Source organism: Paenibacillus sp. 7516 (genome assembly GCF_002272715.1).
In the GTDB taxonomy this organism is placed as follows: domain Bacteria; phylum Bacillota; class Bacilli; order Paenibacillales; family Paenibacillaceae; genus Paenibacillus; species Paenibacillus illinoisensis_A.
On record NZ_NPBI01000021.1, the window covers coordinates 111,070 to 130,511 of the forward strand.

Annotated in this window: 21 protein-coding genes; 11 read left to right on the forward strand and 10 right to left on the reverse strand. The window is 48.0% G+C overall.

What is annotated here, in order from left to right:
- Positions 1–128 precede the first annotated feature (128 nt).
- Positions 129–2,111: an ATP-dependent DNA helicase gene (locus CHI14_RS18985; protein ID WP_095290326.1), complete on the forward strand. Its 1,983-nt coding sequence runs from the start codon at positions 129–131 to the stop codon at positions 2,109–2,111.
- A gap of 247 nt (positions 2,112–2,358) precedes the next feature.
- Here the strand turns inward: CHI14_RS18985 and cysK are convergent, their stop codons facing one another.
- From cysK to CHI14_RS19005, 4 genes are all read right to left on the reverse strand, one after another.
- Complete coding sequence (gene cysK / locus CHI14_RS18990; RefSeq protein WP_095290328.1) at positions 2,359–3,312, reverse strand: cysteine synthase A; 954 nt, start codon at positions 3,310–3,312, stop codon at positions 2,359–2,361.
- A 201-nt stretch (positions 3,313–3,513) separates the two neighbouring features.
- A complete protein-coding gene (locus tag CHI14_RS18995) occupies positions 3,514–3,900 on the reverse strand; it encodes a YhjD family protein (protein ID WP_095290329.1) in 387 nt (128 codons plus the stop codon).
- Between the two features lie 414 nt (positions 3,901–4,314).
- On the reverse strand, positions 4,315–4,548 hold the full coding sequence (locus CHI14_RS19000; RefSeq protein WP_095290332.1) for a hypothetical protein: 234 nt from the start codon (positions 4,546–4,548) through the stop codon (positions 4,315–4,317).
- Positions 4,545–5,582 (reverse strand): nucleotide-binding protein, encoded by a 1,038-nt coding sequence (locus CHI14_RS19005; RefSeq protein WP_095290334.1) that lies wholly within the window; start codon positions 5,580–5,582, stop codon positions 4,545–4,547. The genes CHI14_RS19000 and CHI14_RS19005 overlap by 4 nt, the downstream gene beginning before the upstream one ends.
- Positions 5,583–6,489: 907 nt before the next feature.
- On the opposite strand from CHI14_RS19005, the gene CHI14_RS19010 reads away from it, so the two are divergent.
- Positions 6,490–7,212 carry a YitT family protein gene (locus CHI14_RS19010; RefSeq protein WP_095290336.1) on the forward strand — a complete coding sequence of 241 codons (723 nt, stop codon included), beginning with the start codon at positions 6,490–6,492 and terminating at the stop codon, positions 7,210–7,212.
- A gap of 124 nt (positions 7,213–7,336) precedes the next feature.
- On the opposite strand, the gene CHI14_RS19015 is transcribed toward CHI14_RS19010, so the two are convergent.
- Positions 7,337–7,789: a DUF2188 domain-containing protein gene (locus tag CHI14_RS19015; RefSeq protein WP_095290337.1), complete on the reverse strand. Its 453-nt coding sequence runs from the start codon at positions 7,787–7,789 to the stop codon at positions 7,337–7,339.
- Between the two features lie 203 nt (positions 7,790–7,992).
- On the opposite strand from CHI14_RS19015, the gene CHI14_RS19020 reads away from it, so the two are divergent.
- The gene (locus tag CHI14_RS19020) at positions 7,993–8,793 is read left to right on the forward strand and encodes a lipid II flippase family protein (protein ID WP_095290339.1); all 801 of its coding nucleotides are present in this window, start codon (positions 7,993–7,995) and stop codon (positions 8,791–8,793) included.
- Positions 8,794–8,842: 49 nt separating this feature from the next.
- Here CHI14_RS19020 and CHI14_RS19025 read toward each other — a convergent pair whose 3' ends face one another.
- The 4 genes from CHI14_RS19025 to CHI14_RS19040 form a co-directional block, all read right to left on the reverse strand.
- On the reverse strand, positions 8,843–9,244 hold the full coding sequence (locus tag CHI14_RS19025) for a hypothetical protein (RefSeq protein ID WP_095290341.1): 402 nt from the start codon (positions 9,242–9,244) through the stop codon (positions 8,843–8,845).
- On the reverse strand, positions 9,241–9,447 hold the full coding sequence (locus tag CHI14_RS19030; protein ID WP_095290343.1) for a helix-turn-helix transcriptional regulator: 207 nt from the start codon (positions 9,445–9,447) through the stop codon (positions 9,241–9,243). Before CHI14_RS19030 ends, CHI14_RS19025 begins: the two co-directional genes overlap by 4 nt.
- A gap of 207 nt (positions 9,448–9,654) precedes the next feature.
- Positions 9,655–10,617, reverse strand: a complete 963-nt coding sequence (msrA, locus tag CHI14_RS19035; protein ID WP_095290345.1) for a peptide-methionine (S)-S-oxide reductase MsrA — start codon at positions 10,615–10,617, stop codon at positions 9,655–9,657.
- Between the two features lie 128 nt (positions 10,618–10,745).
- A complete protein-coding gene (locus tag CHI14_RS19040) occupies positions 10,746–11,357 on the reverse strand; it encodes a TVP38/TMEM64 family protein (RefSeq protein ID WP_095290347.1) in 612 nt (203 codons plus the stop codon).
- Positions 11,358–11,555: 198 nt separating this feature from the next.
- Between CHI14_RS19040 and CHI14_RS19045 the strand changes: the two genes are divergently transcribed.
- Complete coding sequence (locus CHI14_RS19045; RefSeq protein ID WP_095290349.1) at positions 11,556–12,494, forward strand: Gfo/Idh/MocA family protein; 939 nt, start codon at positions 11,556–11,558, stop codon at positions 12,492–12,494.
- Between the two features lie 51 nt (positions 12,495–12,545).
- Positions 12,546–12,860 carry a hypothetical protein gene (locus CHI14_RS19050; RefSeq protein ID WP_095290350.1) on the forward strand — a complete coding sequence of 105 codons (315 nt, stop codon included), beginning with the start codon at positions 12,546–12,548 and terminating at the stop codon, positions 12,858–12,860.
- Between the two features lie 21 nt (positions 12,861–12,881).
- Here the strand turns inward: CHI14_RS19050 and CHI14_RS19055 are convergent, their stop codons facing one another.
- The gene (locus CHI14_RS19055; RefSeq protein ID WP_095290352.1) at positions 12,882–13,700 is read right to left on the reverse strand and encodes a helix-turn-helix domain-containing protein; all 819 of its coding nucleotides are present in this window, start codon (positions 13,698–13,700) and stop codon (positions 12,882–12,884) included.
- Positions 13,701–13,860: 160 nt separating this feature from the next.
- Between CHI14_RS19055 and CHI14_RS19060 the strand changes: the two genes are divergently transcribed.
- The 6 genes from CHI14_RS19060 (at position 13,861) to CHI14_RS19085 (ending at position 19,384) form a co-directional block, all read left to right on the forward strand.
- The gene (locus CHI14_RS19060; RefSeq protein ID WP_095290354.1) at positions 13,861–14,973 is read left to right on the forward strand and encodes a Gfo/Idh/MocA family protein; all 1,113 of its coding nucleotides are present in this window, start codon (positions 13,861–13,863) and stop codon (positions 14,971–14,973) included.
- 213 nt (positions 14,974–15,186) lie between these two features.
- The gene (locus CHI14_RS19065) at positions 15,187–16,155 is read left to right on the forward strand and encodes a sugar phosphate isomerase/epimerase family protein (protein WP_095290356.1); all 969 of its coding nucleotides are present in this window, start codon (positions 15,187–15,189) and stop codon (positions 16,153–16,155) included.
- Positions 16,156–16,179: 24 nt separating this feature from the next.
- Entirely contained in the window at positions 16,180–16,908 is a 729-nt protein-coding gene (locus tag CHI14_RS19070; protein WP_095290358.1) for a ThuA domain-containing protein, read from the forward strand.
- Between the two features lie 319 nt (positions 16,909–17,227).
- Positions 17,228–17,524, forward strand: coding sequence for a winged helix-turn-helix transcriptional regulator (locus CHI14_RS19075; protein WP_148565210.1), 297 nt, complete (start codon positions 17,228–17,230; stop codon positions 17,522–17,524).
- Positions 17,525–17,761: 237 nt separating this feature from the next.
- Positions 17,762–18,490: a hypothetical protein gene (locus tag CHI14_RS19080; RefSeq protein WP_095290360.1), complete on the forward strand. Its 729-nt coding sequence runs from the start codon at positions 17,762–17,764 to the stop codon at positions 18,488–18,490.
- 183 nt (positions 18,491–18,673) lie between these two features.
- Complete coding sequence (locus tag CHI14_RS19085; protein WP_095290362.1) at positions 18,674–19,384, forward strand: hypothetical protein; 711 nt, start codon at positions 18,674–18,676, stop codon at positions 19,382–19,384.
- The last annotated feature ends 58 nt before the right edge of the window (positions 19,385–19,442 follow it).

Sequence of the window (19,442 nt, forward strand, 5' to 3'; positions counted from 1 at the left end):
CCTGCATTCTTGTTCTATACATGTATTGTAGTAAAAAAAGCTTGTCACTTACCTCATGGCGTGAGATAATTAACTTTTGCCCAGCGGCCTTTTTTGAACGGAAAATGTTGAGGACCGCTTGTATAAGAATGGAGGCTGACCAAGGATTGTCTACACAACGTTATCCTTTTGCATATGACCCGGCAGAGCCCTTTGTATCCCGTTTGGGAGAATGGGTGGCCGATGTTTTTTACGATATTTTGCCTGAATCCGGCTTCGAGGTACGGGATGAACAGATTTTTATGGCGTACCAGCTCGAACGGGCCTATGGAGATAAAAAGACCATTATGGCTGAAGCCGGTGTAGGGACAGGCAAGACGTTAGTCTACCTGCTCTATGCAGTCTGTTATGCACGTTATACGGGCAAACCGGCAGTGATTGCCTGCGCCGATGAGTCATTGATTGAACAATTGGTGAAGCCGGGCGGAGATATTGCGAAGCTGGCTGAACATCTGGATCTTCAGGTGGACGCTCGTCTCGGTAAATCACCAGATCAATACGTTTGTTTGAACAAATTAAGTGCGGTGCGATTCGCGGATGAGGATGCACCTGTTATTGAAGAAGTGCATGAGAGCCTGCCGGATTTCGTGAATACACCTGGAACGCTTCAGGCTTTCCATCCCTATGGTGACCGCAAACAGTATCCGCACCTGAACGATCGCCAGTGGAACAAGATCAACTGGGACCCATTTCAGGATTGCTTTGTTTGTCCAAAAAGACAGCGCTGCGGCCTGACGCTATCGCGTGACCACTATCGCCGCTCCAAGGACATCATCATCTGTTCCCATGATTACTACATGGAGCATGTGTGGACCTACGAGGCCCGCAAACGCGAGGGACAGCTGCCGCTGCTGCCTGATCACAGCTCGGTTGTATTTGATGAAGGGCATTTGCTGGAAGAGGCAGCGCTGAACGCACTCAGCTACAAACTGAAACACCGCATCTTCGAGGAACTGGTGACCCGGCTTTTGGAAGGGGAGATTCGTGAATCCCTAGCAGAGCGTGTGGACGAAGCGATTGAGAGCAGTGAGCGACTGTTTAGACTGCTGGATACGTATACGGTGGCGATTCCAGGCTCAGAACGGAAGGAAGTTCGGGTAGAAGCGCCGCTGCTGCGTGAAATTGAACGTCTGACCAGTGTGCTGGATGCCATCGGTGAAGAATTGGTGTTTGAGAGCGGACTATTCTCGCTGGATGGTTATCAGATGAGAGTAGTGGAAGAACATCTTGATATGATCCAGACGGCATTGTCTCTGTTCCGCAAGGAAGATGGTTACATCTGCTGGGCTGAAGAGAATGAGGACGAGACGACACTGTCCATCATGCCTCGCACGGTAAAAGAAATCCTGAACGAACGCGTGTTCAATACCGGGATTCCAATTGTATTCTCTTCTGCAACCTTGTCTGTAGACAACTCCTTCCGTTATGTGGCGGACAGTCTGGGAATTGATGATTTTGTATCGTTCTCGGTTGCTTCTCCATATGATTATGCGGATAAAATGCAGATGAAAATTACAGATCAAGCTGTACCAGGTCACCCGGAGAACGAAAATCGGATGCGTGACGCTGTGTCGATGGTTCAGGAAAGTGGCGGCCGTGCGCTTATTCTGTTCCGTACCATGGAAGAGCTGCGAACGTTTAAACAGGACATCGTTCATGTTCCGGAAGCGCAGGGCCTGCGTTTCATGTACGAAGGCGACCGGGAGATTAGTGATCTGATTGCAGCGTTCCAGCAGGATGAGGAGAGTGTGCTGTGCTCCGTCAATCTGTGGGAGGGACTGGACGTTCCGGGCCCTTCATTATCCAATGTCTTGATCTGGTCGCTTCCGTATCCTCCGCAGGATCCTGTATTTAATGCTAAACGCAGTGCATCGGCGGCACCATACGAAGAGATTGATCTTCCATATATGCTGCTGCGCGTGAAGCAAGGTCTGGGACGTTTGATTCGCACAAGTAGTGACTCGGGTTCTGCAGTTATTCTCGATGAATCGCTGTATACCAAAAAGGAAGCCAAAGACCGCATTGCTGCCCTGCTTCCCAAAGGTGTGGAGTGGACCACGTTAACACACTGATTGGTTTAGGTTAAATGTTCTTAAAATGATTCCTTATTGAAATAAGTTCTTGTTCTCTGCGGATAAAATCATCTGTAGGGAGCAAGAGCTTATTTTTATTTTGATACTGAGGGTGCCTGAAGTTGGGTTTCCCTTACTCCTAGCTAAGCGTGTATCAGGTTCATGGCGTAAGTGAACGCAAATAGGCTGCCCTCGGTCAACATGATGACTTAAGGGGCAGCCTTTTAGGAGTACAGATTATGTTGTTTTAAAAAATACCCATGCTCAAATACCGTTCCCCGGTATCCGGCGCAATACAGAGCACTCGGTGGCCTGGCCCCAATTCTCGCGCAATGCGCAGTGCGGCCCAGGCCGAAGCGCCAGATGAAGGGCCGAGCAGCAGCCCTTCCTGGGCAGCAAGCTGCCGCATGGTATCCAGTGCATCCTCATCGGACACCTGGATAATGGAGTCCCACACGTCGGTATTCAGAATGTCCGGTATGAACCCCGGACTTGTACCGACGAGCTTGTGGGGACCGGGCTCACCGCCGGATAGCACGGGTGAACCTTTGGGCTCCACCGCATAGATCCGGATATCCGGCAGCTGCTTGCGCAGCTCTTCACCGGTTCCGGTAATGGTGCCGCCTGTGCCCGCGGTTGCAATGAAGGCATCCAGCTTGCCCTCCATCTGCTGTATAATCTCGGGAGCAGTGGTAACCCGGTGAATGTCCGGATTAGCCTGATTCTCGAATTGCTGAGGAATGAAGCTTCCCGGAATGTCAGCGTGAAGCTCTTTCGCTTTGCGAATGGCCCCGGGCATCCGTTCAGCCGCAGGAGTGAGCACAACATCTGCGCCATAGGCTTTCAGAATGTTGATGCGCTCCTTGGACATATTGTCAGGCATGACGAGAATGGCCTTATATCCTTTGGCAGCTGCATTCATGGCAAGACCGATGCCGGTATTGCCGCTGGTCGGCTCGATGATGGTTGCTCCGGGAAGCAGCAGCCCTGCCCGCTCAGCCTGGACGATCAGGTTGTAAGCGGCACGATCCTTGACACTGCCGCTTGGATTGAAATATTCCAGTTTGACATATACGTCAGCAGAATCGCTGCCTGTGAGCCTGTTGAGTTTTACAGCCGGCGTCTGTCCGATCAACTCGGTGACATCTGCGGCAATGCCCGTATATCTGGTGGATGGTTGGTTACCCGATTTCAAATTCATGAAGTACAACTCCTTGAGTAGTGAGACGTCTGAGGGAATTTCTAATCATAGAGTCTGTTCGCCTTATTATAGACGACAGGCTTTTTTGTTTTAGGAAGAATTCATTTCACGTCTAATATAGGTTCATCGTTGATAATGATAACGTTCCATACCATCTTAATGAACCCGGCCACTCCGGGTCAACCTGTATTCCGGTTCAAGCTACAAGTGCTGCGTCAGATCAATATGCAGATGTCGGCTGAGTTCTTGCTTAACTTCATTACGTGCGAACGTCCAAAGCATGTAGAACCGCTGCCAATATCCCCTGCACAGGTAGACAGTTTCGATGCCTTCCTGTTCACGCTTCTCCTCAAGAATTTTGACACCACGTTTCCGCATTTGCTGCCGAACTGCCAGCATTTCTTGAAGTACCTGATTTTGAATGCGGGTCAGGGATAGGACGTACACCTCAGGCATTTTCAGCAGAAGTGAATCCAGGGTGTGAATATCCCGTTCAAGCACATCCAGCAGCAGGGTACGCACGACAAGGCTTTTAACCAATCGGTGGTCTTCATCCGCAGGGGATGGGGCGGAAGGGGAGGATGACATACATTCACTTCCTTAACCTTGAATTCGAATATACATATTTACAGAACATGTGTTCCTATATTATAATCAATATATGCAATGATGATACGGAATACAACAAGAAAAAAATGGGATTGGGCTTTCAGCAGGGCCATGTACATTCATTATGGGGATGATTGATCAGGACAAGCACGCTCCAAATTTTAGGTATAATTTTTGGGTTTTGCAGGAAACCTAAGAGCGTAAGAAATGGCCTAATGCAATAGCAGAGCTGGATTCTTAAGCTTTCCGAGGTTAGTGGGGAGAGGATGGTCCGATGGTCCGGTTGGTTGGTTTGCTTGCGGGAGAATGCCAACAAAAAAGCCCCTGCCTTGGGCGGCGGGGCCTGTGACGTACTGCCGATTTCAGCGGCAGAATCGAGAACAATGCATAGAGTTAAGCTAAATATTGAGGTTTCTCGTACAAAGCTTCTTTTTCCAGGATGACCTTATAAGGTCGTTCCTTCCCCTTAAGCGAGGGGCCGATCGTAATTAGCGGGACGGCCGGTTTGTGGAAACGATCTTCTTCCTTAGGTTCCGGAACCGGTCGTGATGATTCGGGCGCAGAGCTGAGGCGTACCTTTTTTTCGCTGCCCCAGCGCTTGCTTATTTTTTTCATTTCCGGTTTCATTCCGGTTCGCCTCCTAACAAATCGTTGATGGCGTTAAACAGTTGACGATTCTGTAGGTCAATCTGCTGAAATACCGCCTCATCCGCTTCTATATGTCCAATAATATGAACCGTAATCACATACCTCTTGGCTACAGGATAGCATAGCAGATATTCTTTCTCAAGGTAATCGTCATACAGGTTAATCTTGATTTTATTTTCACGGTAAGAATCAATGACCAGGATACGCTTGGGGTCATCCGGCTCTTTGTCGTCATTGGCAGACAACTCATATTTTCTCCCCGGTTCCCCTACATTACCACATAATTGCTCGATATAACCACTGTCATCTGTACGGTATATGGCTGTACCACGTACTGCGAATGGAGGATGGGACACAAATGCCGTACGAAGGGCATCACTCATTCGGTCGAGCATGACGGCATCAGCTTTGCGAACCCGCAGCAACTCTCTGAAGAACCTCAGAAGCTTTAGCAATTGCAACCGGGCTTCTCCTTCAGTCACTTTATGCTGATTGATGATTTTCTCCAATTCTGGATCTACCCATCGTCCTTGTTCTTCAATACTGTCAGCGATTTTGGAGCATGCAACCGACACGGCTGGCGCCCACTTGCCATCAGAACGAATCTCATAGACCAGTGGATTCAAACCAAGCAGATCGGTAGGCATACGCAATCCCTCGATTTTTGCAGCATCCTTGATGTCCGTAATATCCTCCGGAAGAATGAAAAAAATACGCTTTCGTCCCAAACGACCCATAAACAAACCCATTTCCAGCATTGTATTATCCCTGACAGATGCATAGTACTTCCCGCGAATTTTGGATATATCATCCGGATGAAAAATAAAAATGGCAAAGTCCGTCGTGCGCACCTCTGTTTCCAGATCGTCCATCGTATAGCTGCTTGGATTGAAAACACCGGAGTACCAAGGAGTAACTTCGGCTGAGAAACGCAAATTTTCGTGTACTGCGGCTGCAATCGGCTTCGCTTCCAGCGAGCAGCCAATAAAGACTCTTGGCTTCAACGTTTTCATCAATCCGCCTCGCTTAAACGGTAGTGGGAATCAATTGTTATATTATACCATAAACAGCAGAGTAAGTCTGGAAAACGTCCACGCTGGTCAAGAATGAGCCAATTTTCGTTTGCTATAGTGTATGTGAAAGCTCCCGATGATTCCTTCAAAATTCGCACAAAAATAAAAAATGGCCCCAAATTGTCACAGTTGGGTGACTGGACAGTTATATTCGCAATCATCGGTCATAGAATGAAGGAGCAGGTTGCACCATTAGTAAGCATAGATTGTCCTGGTGTGGCTGTTTGCCTGCTGGAGCCGTCCAGAGCATGCTTTATGCGCATTTTTGAAGGGTCTGCTGTTTAGACCCGTCCACGTCGGTGTTATATAATAGAAGAACAAGCAAGTTAGCTATAGAAGTTTAAACTGGTAAAAAATTTCACATGTTTTTTATCAGATTGTCATTTACACGGAACGAAGAGTGCAGAATCCATCTGGAGAAGCGAAGCGCTCGCGTTTATCACCGAATTTTTCCCTTAGGAGAAGGGAATCAAAAAAATTCCGGGGATAACAGCGATCGGAAGAGGGAGCTGCAATCAAAGTGGTTAAGTGTAAAGTTCATGAGTCAAACGTGTGATGTTCGCCAGTTTAATTGAAATAGCTAACCACAAACAGACAGAAAGGATCAGGATACCATGAGTTCCCGAAGGACAATCTCCCCAAGGACGATCTGGAAACGTTACGATCTCTCATACACTTAGCGCCCCTTGTAGAGTAAACCAACCGTATTCAAAAAAACGGCTGACTCTGCGAAAGAGGGGATTGGAATGAATATTCGAAGGACAAATACGATGATTTCTTCCAGGCTTGCCTTTTGCAGGGTACGGTCGGTCTAAAAAACCAACCTACAAACTGCGAGGGAACCTGAATGAAGAGAACATCGTTAACCAAACAACACATTAAGGCTGAGGCGGGAAAACTCGCCATCATGCTGCTCGGTACTTTTATTTTGGCATTTGCTTACTATCACATTAATTTTCAGAATCATTTATCGGAGGGCGGATTTGTCGGTCTGGCCCTGCTCGGAAAATACGCGACGGGGTTATCGCCTGCCATCGGCATGCTGTTACTCGACATCCCGGTCATGATCCTGGCCTGGTTCATTAAGGGCTGGAAGTTCATGATTCAGGCGCTGATTGGCGTCGGCGCATTCTCCCTGTTCTATGACGGCTTTGAGCGATACTCGACATTGCAGATGTCATTCAACGGAAACCTGTGGATTCCGGCAGTCCTATCCGGCGTATTGACGGGTGTAGGGGCAGGGATCGTGCTCCGATTCGGCGGAGCGACAGGCGGAGATGATATTCTTGCCGTGCTCGTTAGCCGCTGGAAGGGATGGAAGCTGGGAACAGTTTTCTTTGTCAGCGATGCGTTTGTACTGGGCTTATCCCTTTTCTTTCTTCCGGTAAAGGAAACTTTATATACCATTCTGGCCGTGTGGATCGCCAGCAAAGTCATTACGTACGTGGTCAGTGTTCCGGTACGCCGGACCGTTACGACCTCAGCTGTGAAGGTATCCATGCCTTCGGCAGCCAAGGCGGTGACTGCTCCTGCACCACGGACTTCAGTGGCGAGAGGAGTAACACATTAAATGGAATGTACCAAAAAGTCCTTTTGACTGCCTGAGCGGCAGTCAAAAGGACTTTTTTTTGTTGCTTTTTACGCTGGAAAGCTATTCTTCATATGGATCACTTTCAGAGCAATGCACAAATCGGTCAGGGTTTGATGGAAGAAGCGATCTGTCCATCCTGGTTGTGAATAATAGCCCGAATGTTCTGCTCGCCGCTAATTTCCTTGGCGGCATTCACCGCTTCAGATTTGGTGTCAAACGTGGATACATACTGGGATTGGCCTTCTTCCTTAATGGCCCAGCCCGAATCCGTGGGTACGACGTGAATATTGTCATGGCTTTTGGAAGACGAGACGGGTTCCGAATGGCGACGTTTAGAAGCAGAACTGCTACCATCGGATGATTTGCCCGAATGCGATGAACCTGTTGCAGGGTGGTTCTCATCCCATTCTTCGGCTTTGGCAGTGGCTATCGCTATTGCGCGTCCTTCCTCATACCCATCATCCAGCAGGGCATTGGCGATTTCAATCGCCTTATTTCGGATACGGGGCTCCAGATTTTTCATGGATACCGGATAATCATTCTTATTCCAAGGCATGCCTGAATCCCTCCTGTATAGTAATAATGGTTAGTTGTATATTACCCTATGGGAGAAGGGATAAACGACAAAATGGACAGGCTGTGAAGGGGAATGATTTATCATATAGGGATGGCATTCCTATACTTTTGCAAGCTGGAGGGGTATAATGCTGTCACATGTACAAAAAGTTCAATAACAGGAAGATAAAGGAGCACAATCATATGTTCAGTCTAAGTCTGGCTATTCCGATGCTGTTTACCATGCTTATTCACGCTGCAGACAGCCTGTCCTATGCGCTTCGTCTTGGCGGGCTAAGAACCCGTAGAATTGCGCTGGCTCTTTCCTTATCGGGGATTCTGCTGCTAGTATCGCGTACATCCAACATGGCCCAGGGACCAATGGTAGGGAATCTGGTGGATACCGCAGCAAGTGGAGGGAACTCACATTTTGCCGTGCAGCTGCACTGGCTGATGGGGGCGGCAACAGCAGGAACCGCAATCGCCATATTGTGTTTTCCAACAATGGTGAAGCTTGCGTCCAGAATGGTTGTGCATTTTGAAGCAGCGGGGTCCATTCCGGCGATGGTACGCGGGTTGCTGAACGGCACCAAAATCAGAAACGCAGCCTACTATATTACGCCGCCTTCCTGGAAGATGGCTAAGCGGCTAGTGCAGCATGGAATGCCAAGACGTTTGATGACGCTTAATGTAGCGGTGACAGCCATTTATACGACGGGTGTATTATCCAGTTTGTACGCAGCTTACCTGTATCCAGGGCAGGCAGTGGCTGCCTCCCAATCGACAGGGCTGATTAACGGAATTGCGACCATTTTGTTAACGATCCTGATCGATCCGCGAATTTCTCTGCTCAGTGACAAATCCCTGCGAGGCGAAATCCGTTTGGACCGAATGAATCAGATCTATGGCTGCATGCTGGTATCCCGTTTATTCGGCACGCTTGTGGCCCAGCTGCTGCTCATTCCATTTGCATACTGGATCGGCTGGGTCGTCAGCTGGATGTGAAGAACTAAATGGAACAGGACAACAGGGGAGGGATGCTGCGCAGAACACGTTAATCCTCTGTTGTCTTGTATTTGCGCATGTGAACCCATTCGATAAAAGGCAGCGTAACCATGGAAAGTCCGAGCAACGATAATAGCAGGAGGCTTGGCTTTTCATGGACCCATTGATCTATGCCAACTGCCACCAGAATGAACAGGGTCAGTATAAAATATCCCACCTTCGAGCTCTGCTCCGTAATGCGTCTGCCCAGTTCCTCATCCTCACGCACCCCATCACGATCCTCTTTGGTGCCCCAAGTTAGGGCTGACAGGAAAAGAATCGTAACTGCACCAAGTGAAGCAATATCATTCAATCCAATGTCCTTTCCTGATGCCGTACGATAAATAACGGTAGCAAGGACAATAAATGCTGCAGCACCTGTAAGTGTCATTTTCCAATGCTTTATTTTCACTCTGAATTCTTCCTTTCGTACTGAAATAACTGCTCGATGGTGACCTCAAGCGCCTCGGAAATAGCAAAGGCGAGCGGAAGGCTGGGGTCGTATTTGTCATTCTCTATGGCGTTAATGGTTTGTCTGCTGACGTCGCACAACTCGGCGAGTTTGCCTTGGGATATACCCAGCTCTTCACGCAGCAGCTTAATGCGGTTTTGCATGAATCAACCTCTTTTCTTGCCCCTAGGTTGTAAAGAACTCTTTACAGCTGTATTGTAAATGGAAAAAAGTGCAGGTGTCAAGAACTCTTTACATGTCGTATCTGATTCAAATAGGAACATGAAAAAAGCAGGAGCAACGGTGATAACCCGCTGCTCCTGCTTTTTTGGACCGTGTTTTGGTTCCACGGTCAGGCAGTCGTATTTAATTTATTTGAAGAGGACTGCATACTCGCCGTATCCCTCTTTTTGCAAGTCTTCCTTCGGTACAAAGCGAAGAGCGGCGGAGTTAATGCAGTACCGCATACCACCCGCTTCGACAGGACCGTCGTTAAACAGGTGCCCCAGATGGGAATCCCCTTCACGGCTTCTGACTTCGGTACGAATCATGAAATGGCTGAGATCTGTTTTTTCCTTCACGTTGTAATCACGCAATGGACGCGTGAAGCTTGGCCAGCCGCAGCCGGAATCGTACTTGTCCGTTGAACTGAAGAGAGGCTCGCCAGAAACGATATCCACATAGATTCCGTCACCGTGGTGATCCCAGAACTCGTTGTGGAACGCAGGCTCCGTTGCATTATTCTGGGTCACTTCGTATTGCAGTGGAGTCAGACGCTCTTTCAGATTGCTTTTATCCACATTGCCGGACCAGTTGCGCTCGATAAAGTCTTCACGGCCGGAGCCTTTGCGATACCGTTTGTAGTGAGCCGGATTTTTGTGGTGGTAGTCCTGATGATGTTCTTCCGCCTCATAGAATGGTTTGGCAGGCAAAATGGGTGTGAAGATCGGTTTATCAAACCGTCCGCTCTGCTCCAGAGCCGCCTTGGAGGCCTCTGCAATCTGACGCTGTTCTTCGTTGTGGTAGAAGATAGCCGTCTGGTATGAAGATCCGCGGTCATGGAATTGTCCACCCGTATCCGTCGGATCGATCTGCTGCCAGAATAATTCGACGAGCTTCTCATAAGGGAAGATGGAAGGGTCGAACGTAATTTGAACGGCCTCTACATGTCCTGTCGTTTCCGAACAGACTTCCTCATATGTGGGATTCTCGGTATGTCCTCCTGTATAACCCGATACGATCTTGTGAATTCCGGGCAGTTCCTCAAAGGGGGATACCATACACCAGAAGCATCCGCCTGCAAATGTTGCTTTTTCACTTGAATGTTGTTCCATGCTATAGTCACTCCATTTCTGATGAAGATCAATGAATTTGGCTTACACTTCTATTATATCCTGAATTGGCAAGCCAACCAAGCCGGACAGGGACGATGAAGCTCGTTAGTCATGTTGATGAATAATCATCAGGTCTTTTTTCGCGAGCGAACACGAAACAGCAGTAAGACGAGGCCCATAATGACAAAGTATCCCACGAAAATGAGCAGACTCGCCCAGATGGAAGTTTCCGCTTGCGTGCCCGCATAGGCAAAAATTAAAATGGCAGGCATTTTGCCGATGGCCGTAGCCACCATGAACACCCAAAAAGGTGTGTAGGTAATGCCGGCATAGATATTGACCGCAGTTTGAGGCACAACGGGAAGCAGGCGAAGCGTCATAATGCCCATAAAGGGATGCGCCTCCATCCAGGTGGTAAAACGACTCAATCCACGGATGCGATCCAAGTAAGCTCTGGCCTGATTACGAAAAGCATATCTCGCTCCCGCATAAACGAGCAGTGCTGCGAGGGTTGTCCCCACCCAGCATACCCAAGCTGCTGTTGTGGTGCCGTAACTGTACCCCAAAGCTGCGATTACAAACTTGTAGGGTATCACAGGTACCAACGCAAAAAGCATTGCTATGATAATGAGAAGGGGTATGGACTGATTCTGATCGGTCCATGCCAGCAGTTCATATCTGTAAATAAACGTGACTCCGGCGAGCAAAACATACAAGAGGAGCCATAACCATTTCCGCAAATCCCCAAACGCTCCTTTCAGGTCAGGGACTACCCCAATCTCCTGATCCTACATGCCTTTCTACCCAAGTGTACCACGTTCGACCGGGAACCGGATAATTCAATCATTTCAGGTGCTGCTCAACTGGCATGTTGCTGGCTGAAGGGTTACACTATAGGTCGTGGAACTTAGAACTCATCTGAAGGTGGAATGCTTATCATGGAAACAACGAAGCGAACCCGAGCTGGGATCATCGGACTTGGGGGTATTGCTCAAAAAGTATACTTGCCCCTGTTAACCGCGCATCCCGATGTGGAAATTGCCGGTATTATGAACCGTTCTCCAGAGCCGGTAACGGCTGCTCAGCATGCTTATAGATTAGATAACGGAACGACGGATCTGAAAGAACTATTGTCCTGGGATCTGGATGCCGTTTTTGTACATACAGCAACGGAAGCACATTTTGACATCGTCATGCAATGTTTGGAACGGGGACTGGCTGTATATGTGGACAAACCGCTGTCTTACACCTTGCGGGAATCCGAAGAAATGACTGCTTTTGCCGAGGCGCAAGGGCTGCTCCTTGCGGTAGGTTTTAACCGAAGATTTGCGCCGATGTACCAGAAAGCGAAAGCGTGGATGCAAGGCGGGCAGGGGTTTGAATCCTTGATGTTAACGAAGCATCGGACAGGCATTCAGAATCTTCCTGCAGCAAAAACGATCTATGATGATCTGATTCATATGCTGGATCTGATGTTATGGTATTCGGATCATAATGTGGAGCTGGTTCATCAATGGATCCGGACGAATGAGTTGGACCAGCTTCTTCATGCTGCCGGATCTGCCAAGCTTGGAAGAAAGGCCATCGGCCGATTTGATATGGTGCGCGAGGCAGGGGCTGACCTGGAGAAGATCGAACTCCACGGCGGAGGCAGATCAGTGGAAGTTGTGAATATGGAAGAGGCCAGATATACCGAACGCGGAGAGCTTGAACGCAAGGAAACTTTCGGCAGCTGGGACTCCATATTAACGCGAAGAGGATTTAGCGGAGCCGTCAATCATTTCTTGGCTAATCTGAATACGCCGGACGATTGCATCATTAGCTCCAGTCACGTCATGGATAGCCATGAGCTGGCAGAGCAGCTAATTCGCAAATGATTTTTTGTTGAAACGGGATGAAGAACATAACTCAAATGGAGGAATGACACAATGGACGAATATGAAAAGGAACGCAGAAAACAGATCGAGGAAGCGGTCGTAGAGACCTATAAACAGGAAGAAGAAATGATGATTCTGGTATTTGCCCAGTGGTGTGCCAATCATGGACTGGACCCTGAAGAAATGTATCGGCAAGCTTACCCGGATCAGCAGAGCAATGAACGGCTGCAGCAAGTGCTGCAGCTGGTTGTGCCGAAGGAGGAAGCCGGAGAGATTCCGGATGATACGGTACTGGGTGTATTGTCCATGTTTGGCAACGAAGACTTGGCCATGGTGGTATCGGAGGCAATCGCCGCGCGCAAATAAGCAGAATGTACGTATAATACCTTACATCTGTTCCCGGTGAATGAGCCGGAATTCCTTGGGCGACATGCCGAACCGGGAGCGGAATACGCGGTGGAAATAGGTGTAATTGTTAAACCCCGACGATTCGGCGACATGCTCCAGCGTCATCGGACTGAAGATGATCCGTTCTCTGGCCATGTTTAGCCGTACGTCCAGGGTATACTGCATGATACTTTTGCCAAACGCTTCCTTGAACAGATGAACCCCGCGTGACACGCTGATGCCAACATGGGTTGCTACATCTTCAAGTTTGAACAGGGAGGAAGCATTCTCCTCGATATAATTTTTTATTTCATACGCCACATAGTTGGTGTTGGTTATCGTCGGATGTTCAGAGAGAAGACGATCCACTTCCAGACATAAGATACGCATGTAGTAACTGGAGATCTCTGGATATGGATTGGAGATTCGGCGCTGCTCCAGCACGAGTTGACGGAACAGGGTCAGCAGGCTTTCGGTCAATTCGACCTTAATCCGGTTTGGCCTTTTGTGGCGTTCCCACCATTCATCCACCCAGGAACCATTAAAAAAGATATGGTAGTCACCGCTCTCTACGAGTCGTTCTCCCATCGGATTACGTTCATTGTCTATTTTGAGTTCATAAGGCTCGTCCGGACTGAAAAGAAGCAGATCGCCCGCATCGACGAGTGACATCTCGCCGTCTATTCGTGCCCGGCAGCGACCGTCGGTCTGCAGCCTCAGAAGGTAGTTCTTAACCCCGTCGGGATGAATACCCGCATAGGGTTTGCGATGAAATGAGAAGCCTGCTGTAAGAACCTGGCAGGAATAATCGGTCGGCATTGGCATACTCCTTGCAATTTGAAAATTATGACCAGATAGTTCATGTTTCGATCATATTATTCATTTTAATTGAACCCAAAACGGAATACCATAGTATTAAATTCAAGGCACAAAACATTCATCACAGCTTCTCACCATGCGTAAGGAGATGAACGTCACATTGGAGAAATTAAAAGCAGGCATCATCGGGTGCGGTAACATCAGCGCCATCTATCTGGAGAATCTGAAAAATAGCCCGCTCATTGAAATTGTAGCCGTAGCGGACTTGATCCGTGAACGTGCTCAGGAACGGGCAGATGAATTTAATATCGCAAACGTTTACAATGTAGATGAGTTGCTGCAAAATAAGGAAATCGAGCTTGTGCTGAACCTGACGGTGCCTGGCAGTCATGCCATGACCGATCTGGCTGTGCTCGAATCAGGCAAGCATGTCTATGCCGAGAAGCCACTGGCCATTTCGCTTGAAGACGGCCGCAAAGTCATTGAACTTGCTGAAGAGAAGGGATTGTATGTTGGTTCCGCACCGGATACCTTCCTTGGATCAGGCATTCAGACGGCACGTCAGGCTATTGTAGACGGTCTGATCGGGAAACCGATTGCGGCGACTTCCTTCTTCATGGGTGGCGGACCTGAAGCATGGCATCCCGATCCCGAGTTCTTTTACATTGCGGGAGGAGGGCCTATGTTTGACATGGGACCATACTATCTGACAGCGCTGGTTACATTGCTGGGACCCATTCGGAGAATTAGCTCTTCTGCAGGTATTCAGATCACCGATCGTGTTATTGGCTCGGGACCGAAGGAAGGAACGCCTCTCCGAGTACAAACTCCGACGCATCTGGCAGGTACCATCGATTTTACCGACGGAGCCATTGCAACGATGATTACCAGCTTCGATATTCGTGGCGCTTCGGACTTGCCTCGGATTGAGATTTACGGAACCGAAGGCACGCTGAGTGTACCGGATCCTAACTATTTCAATGGGGAAGTGAAGCTGCGAAGATTCGGTCAGGATACGTGGGAGACAGTAACCCCTGTCTTTGAAAGCAGTCAGAATGAACGTGGAATTGGTGTTACCGAGATGGTCGAATCCATTCGTGCCGGACGGGAACACAAAGCCAGCGGCAAGCTCGCGTATCACGTGCTAGAAGCGATGCATGCATTCCAGCGCTCTTCTCTGGAGGGCAAGCACGTTATGCTTGAGAGTACTTACGATCCAAATGCAGCGACCAAAGCAAATGAGGACCCGACAGAAATTGTGCAATCGAATTAAGGTAATTCAGTTGATTTAAGTTGAGTTCGGGCAACACAGGAAGATGGTTTTTCCATCTGGAATAACCAGTATTGTTACGTTTAATTTCAGGATAGAAATGCTCTAGATTTTCCACACTATTAAAACAAACTTGTGATCTGAACGGTACATTATGCAGTTCTTGGTTCATTTAATCAGCAATTATTCGATATTTAATCCAGGGAGGAATCGCACTTGAAACTCGGCGTATTTTTGGTACTATTCGGAGGACGTAAATTGGAGGATGCACTTGACTACGTAGCATCCAAGGGTTTGAAAGCAGTAGAGATCGGAACTGGAGGCCATCCAGGCAATGCACATTGCAATCCGGAGGAGCTTTTGAACAATGAAGCAGCACTGAAAAACTTTAAAAATGCTGTGGAATCACGCGGTCTGACCATCAGCGCATTGAGCTGTCACGGTAACCCGCTTCATCCGCAAAAAGATATTGCCAAAGGTTTCCATGATGATTTCGTGAAAACTGTCCAATTGGCACAAAAGCTGGAAGTTCCTGTAGTGAACACATTCTCCGGATGCCCGGGAGACCATGAAGATGCGAAGTATCCGAACTGGCCTGTTGCACCATGGCCGAATGATTTCCAAGAAGTGCTGAAATGGCAGTGGGAGAACAAAGTAATCCCGTACTGGACAGAGTGGGGCAAGTATGCAGCAGATCACAATGTGAAAGTAGGATTGGAACTGCACGGTGGATTCTCAGTGCATACTCCAGCTACATTGTTAAGACTGCGTGAAGCTGCAGGGGAAGTCATTGGTGCGAACCTGGATCCAAGTCACATGTGGTGGCAAGGAATTGATCCGGTACAAGCAATTCACATTCTGGGACGTGAAGGCGCGATCCATCACTTCCATGCTAAAGATACAACGATCGATCCAGTAAACGTAAACAAACATGGTTTGACAGATATGCAGGATTACACAAACATGCTTGACCGCGCTTGGCAGTTCCGCTCGGTAGGTTATGGCCATGATAACAAGACTTGGGCAGATATTATCAGTGCCCTGCGTCTCGTAGGCTACGATTATGTTGTAAGTATTGAACACGAAGACGGTCTGATGTCGGTTGAAGAAGGATTCTCTAAAGCCGTACAAAATCTCCAGCAAGTATTGATTGAGGAACCGCTGGGCGATATGTGGTGGGTTTAGAGCTATACTAGGGGGAAATTGAATATGATTAACGTCACCATTTGGAATGAGTTTGTCCATGAGAAAATTCATGATGAAGTAAGGGAAGTCTATCCGGACGGATTGCACCGGGCGCTGGCAGACGGACTCGGCGGCGAAGGATTTGCGATTCGGACAGCTACACTGGATCAGCCTGAACACGGCTTAAGTGATGAGGTGCTGAATTCCACAGATGTGCTGATATGGTGGGGACATATGGCACATGATCGTGTAAGCGACGAGATCTCACAGAAGGTTGCACAGCGAGTACTGAACGGCATGGGACTGATTGTTCTACATTCCGGGCATTTCTCCAAACCGTTCAAGGCCTTGATGGGCACCAGTTGTGATCTGAAATGGCGTGTAGCTGACGAGCAAGAGATCGTATGGTGTGTTAATCCTTCTCATCCCATTGCGGATGGGATTGAAGGCAAGATTGTACTTGAAAAGGAAGAAATGTACGGTGAATTCTTCGATATTCCGGTACCCGATGAGCTCGTGTTCGTAAGCAACTTCCAGGGTGGGGAAGTATTCCGAAGCGGCTGTACGTTCCGTCGCGGCGAAGGCAAAATCTTCTACTTCCGTCCAGGCCATGAAACCTATCCGACGTATTACAAGCCGGAAATTCTGAGAGTGATCAGCAATGCAGTAAAATGGGCATATCCTGCCCGCAGCTTCAAGCCGCAATTTGGCAAGAGCGAACCTGTAAGACCATTTGGTGGCGTGCTGGTCTAGGCCGCAAAAGTAGTATCTGATGGGCAAATCAAACGTTATACCTAAGAACCCTTCTCCGAGTCGAGTATGACTGTGGCAGTTGGGTTCTTTTTGGGTAAGATAAGTACATGGGAGTTATACGATATTTGCCATGGTTCGTCGAATCGTCCTGAGGTATACTTGTTGTATAGTCAAAGTGCAAAGATGCCTATTAAATTTTAACTTTTTTACGTCAGACGTTTTCTTTGTGACGTAAATGTGTTATTATGAAATATACTAACTAAATGTAAGTTCAGTGATCTCTAAAGAGGTGATTAATGTGGAAGGCCAAGATTTACGGATGTGTCCGCGTTTTGAGACGGCATTCTCGTTTTTAGGCAAACGCTGGAACGGTCTGATTATTCAAACGTTGATGAGTGGGTCTAAGCGATTCAAGGATATTTCCAACCTGATTCCGTCGATGAGTGACAAGATGTTATCTGAACGGATGAAAGATCTGGAGAGTGAAGGTATTCTGATTCGTCATGTTTATCCCGAGACACCGGTTCGTATTGAATACGAGCTAACAGAAAAAGGGAAAGCATTGCAGCCTGTAATGAACCAAATTCAGGACTGGGCAGAGCAATGGGTAGATTAAACGATTCATATGTCCAGGCTCAATGATGTGACCTGACAACAGAGAGCTCTTGATTTCGCTGAAATCAGGAGTTTTTTGTCTTATATGCTTGTTCAGTCATCATGGATTGTCAGTTCAGTATTGAGGTCTGTAGAAAGAAACCACCTTTTTCCTGCAGGCCTTGCACATATTGACAGAAGTTATAGTATAATTTAAGAAAAATGGCCGCAGGCGGCCGGAGCGAGGAGGCCACTTGTCATGAGAGAAGAAAGCTTATCCCGTGAAGTACGCTACGGCAAACAAGATATTGCGGAACTTGAGAACGCATCCATTCAGGTTCATCTGATTTACAAAAAAGCTGCGGAACTGTTTAAATATTATGTTAATCCCCGCGTGGGTAACCAGGACCTAGGGGAAGCAGTTCCACTCGAAAACAGCACTGGGCAGGAACTGGCTCCGGTTGTCCTGCAAAAATGGATTCAGACATCGTCAGGCTGGAAATGCATTGGTTGTGAGTTAAGATACCCGGGATCTGTGCAGGATAAGCTGGATGATGATTTTCCACGTGGTCGGCTTGTTGGAGCTGCCGGGAAACGAAGATATGTGAAACCCGAAATGCTAATTCAAGCCATTGTATGGTCTCAGTATGAAAAAATCAGGCTGCTGGCACCATGGCTTGGTGATGAAGCTTTTTATACTACACAAGAACTGGATGTCATCGCCCGGTACATTGTCCCGACATATTTCTCAGAACGTCCCCTGCATGAGCAGGGCAAGCTCTTCAAGATTCACCATCCGTACAGTCAGATCCCGCTGTATCAGGAATACGTAGCAGCTCCTACATTCTGTGTACAGATGGATGGAGAGCTGCTCGAAGGGCGACTTTTGACAGGTGTATATGTGTCGGAGGAACAGTTCCATGGGCTTAATCCGTACCTGAAAAATGGGGATGGGGGCCGGACTTATATGCAGGCTTGTGTTCAATAGAGGGTAATTAAATATAAGGATTGAACGATTCGAATAAAGGAGCCCGCATGCGGGCTCTTTGTGCTGCAGGAAGGAATATGGAAGAAAAGTAACGGCATTGACACTTTTTTTGGATGAATATTGTGCCATAATAGAGGTTATGGACAACAGGGTGAAGATTTTACGCAGGGTGGTGTTACCGACATGATGAAGAAGTTCCCCGGTTACATCGGCTTATGTTTGCTTATAATGGCAATTCTAGCCGGATGTACAGAGACACAGCCTTCTGAACAGCCGGTGGTCAAGGAGACCGATACTTCCAATACCATTACCGTTGCTGTCGATGGAAGCACTTTTTTGCCTGATGCAACGAAGTCGATCAAGAGGGATTTTAGTGAAGGACTCACACTTAAGAAGGCGCTATTGAACAGTGGTCTGGTTGATTTTACGGCCGACGGCAAGCGGATTCAATCTGTAGGGGAAGTTTCACTTGATTCCTCGCTAAGCTGGGCAGTTAAGTTAAACGGCAAGGATATTGATCCGGAAAATTGGGGCATGGAGCTTCATGCCAAGGATGAAGTGATCATTTACGTAAAAGCCGCCGACAGTAAAGGAGAAGGTGTTGCATATCAGACAACCCTGCTCAAGATCAGCGGCGGCAATATTATGCCAGACCTTAATCGTCAATATGCGGGTGTCTATATCCAGGAGTGCACGGTTCGGGATGTACTTAAGTCCAGCGGCATCGTCAGAATGTCGGAAAATAACAAATACGTCGTTTCGGTTGAAAATGTTGTTCCACGCATGAATCAGCGTTGGGTGATCATGGTGAATGATAAGGAACTGATGGAAAATGGTTTGGATATGAAGTTGAATCCACGGGATGCGGTTAAATTACAGTTAACGGCATCTTAAACATAATTATAAAGCCCGGGCCTCTACAGGAGGACGGGCTTTTTTCATGTCACGTATA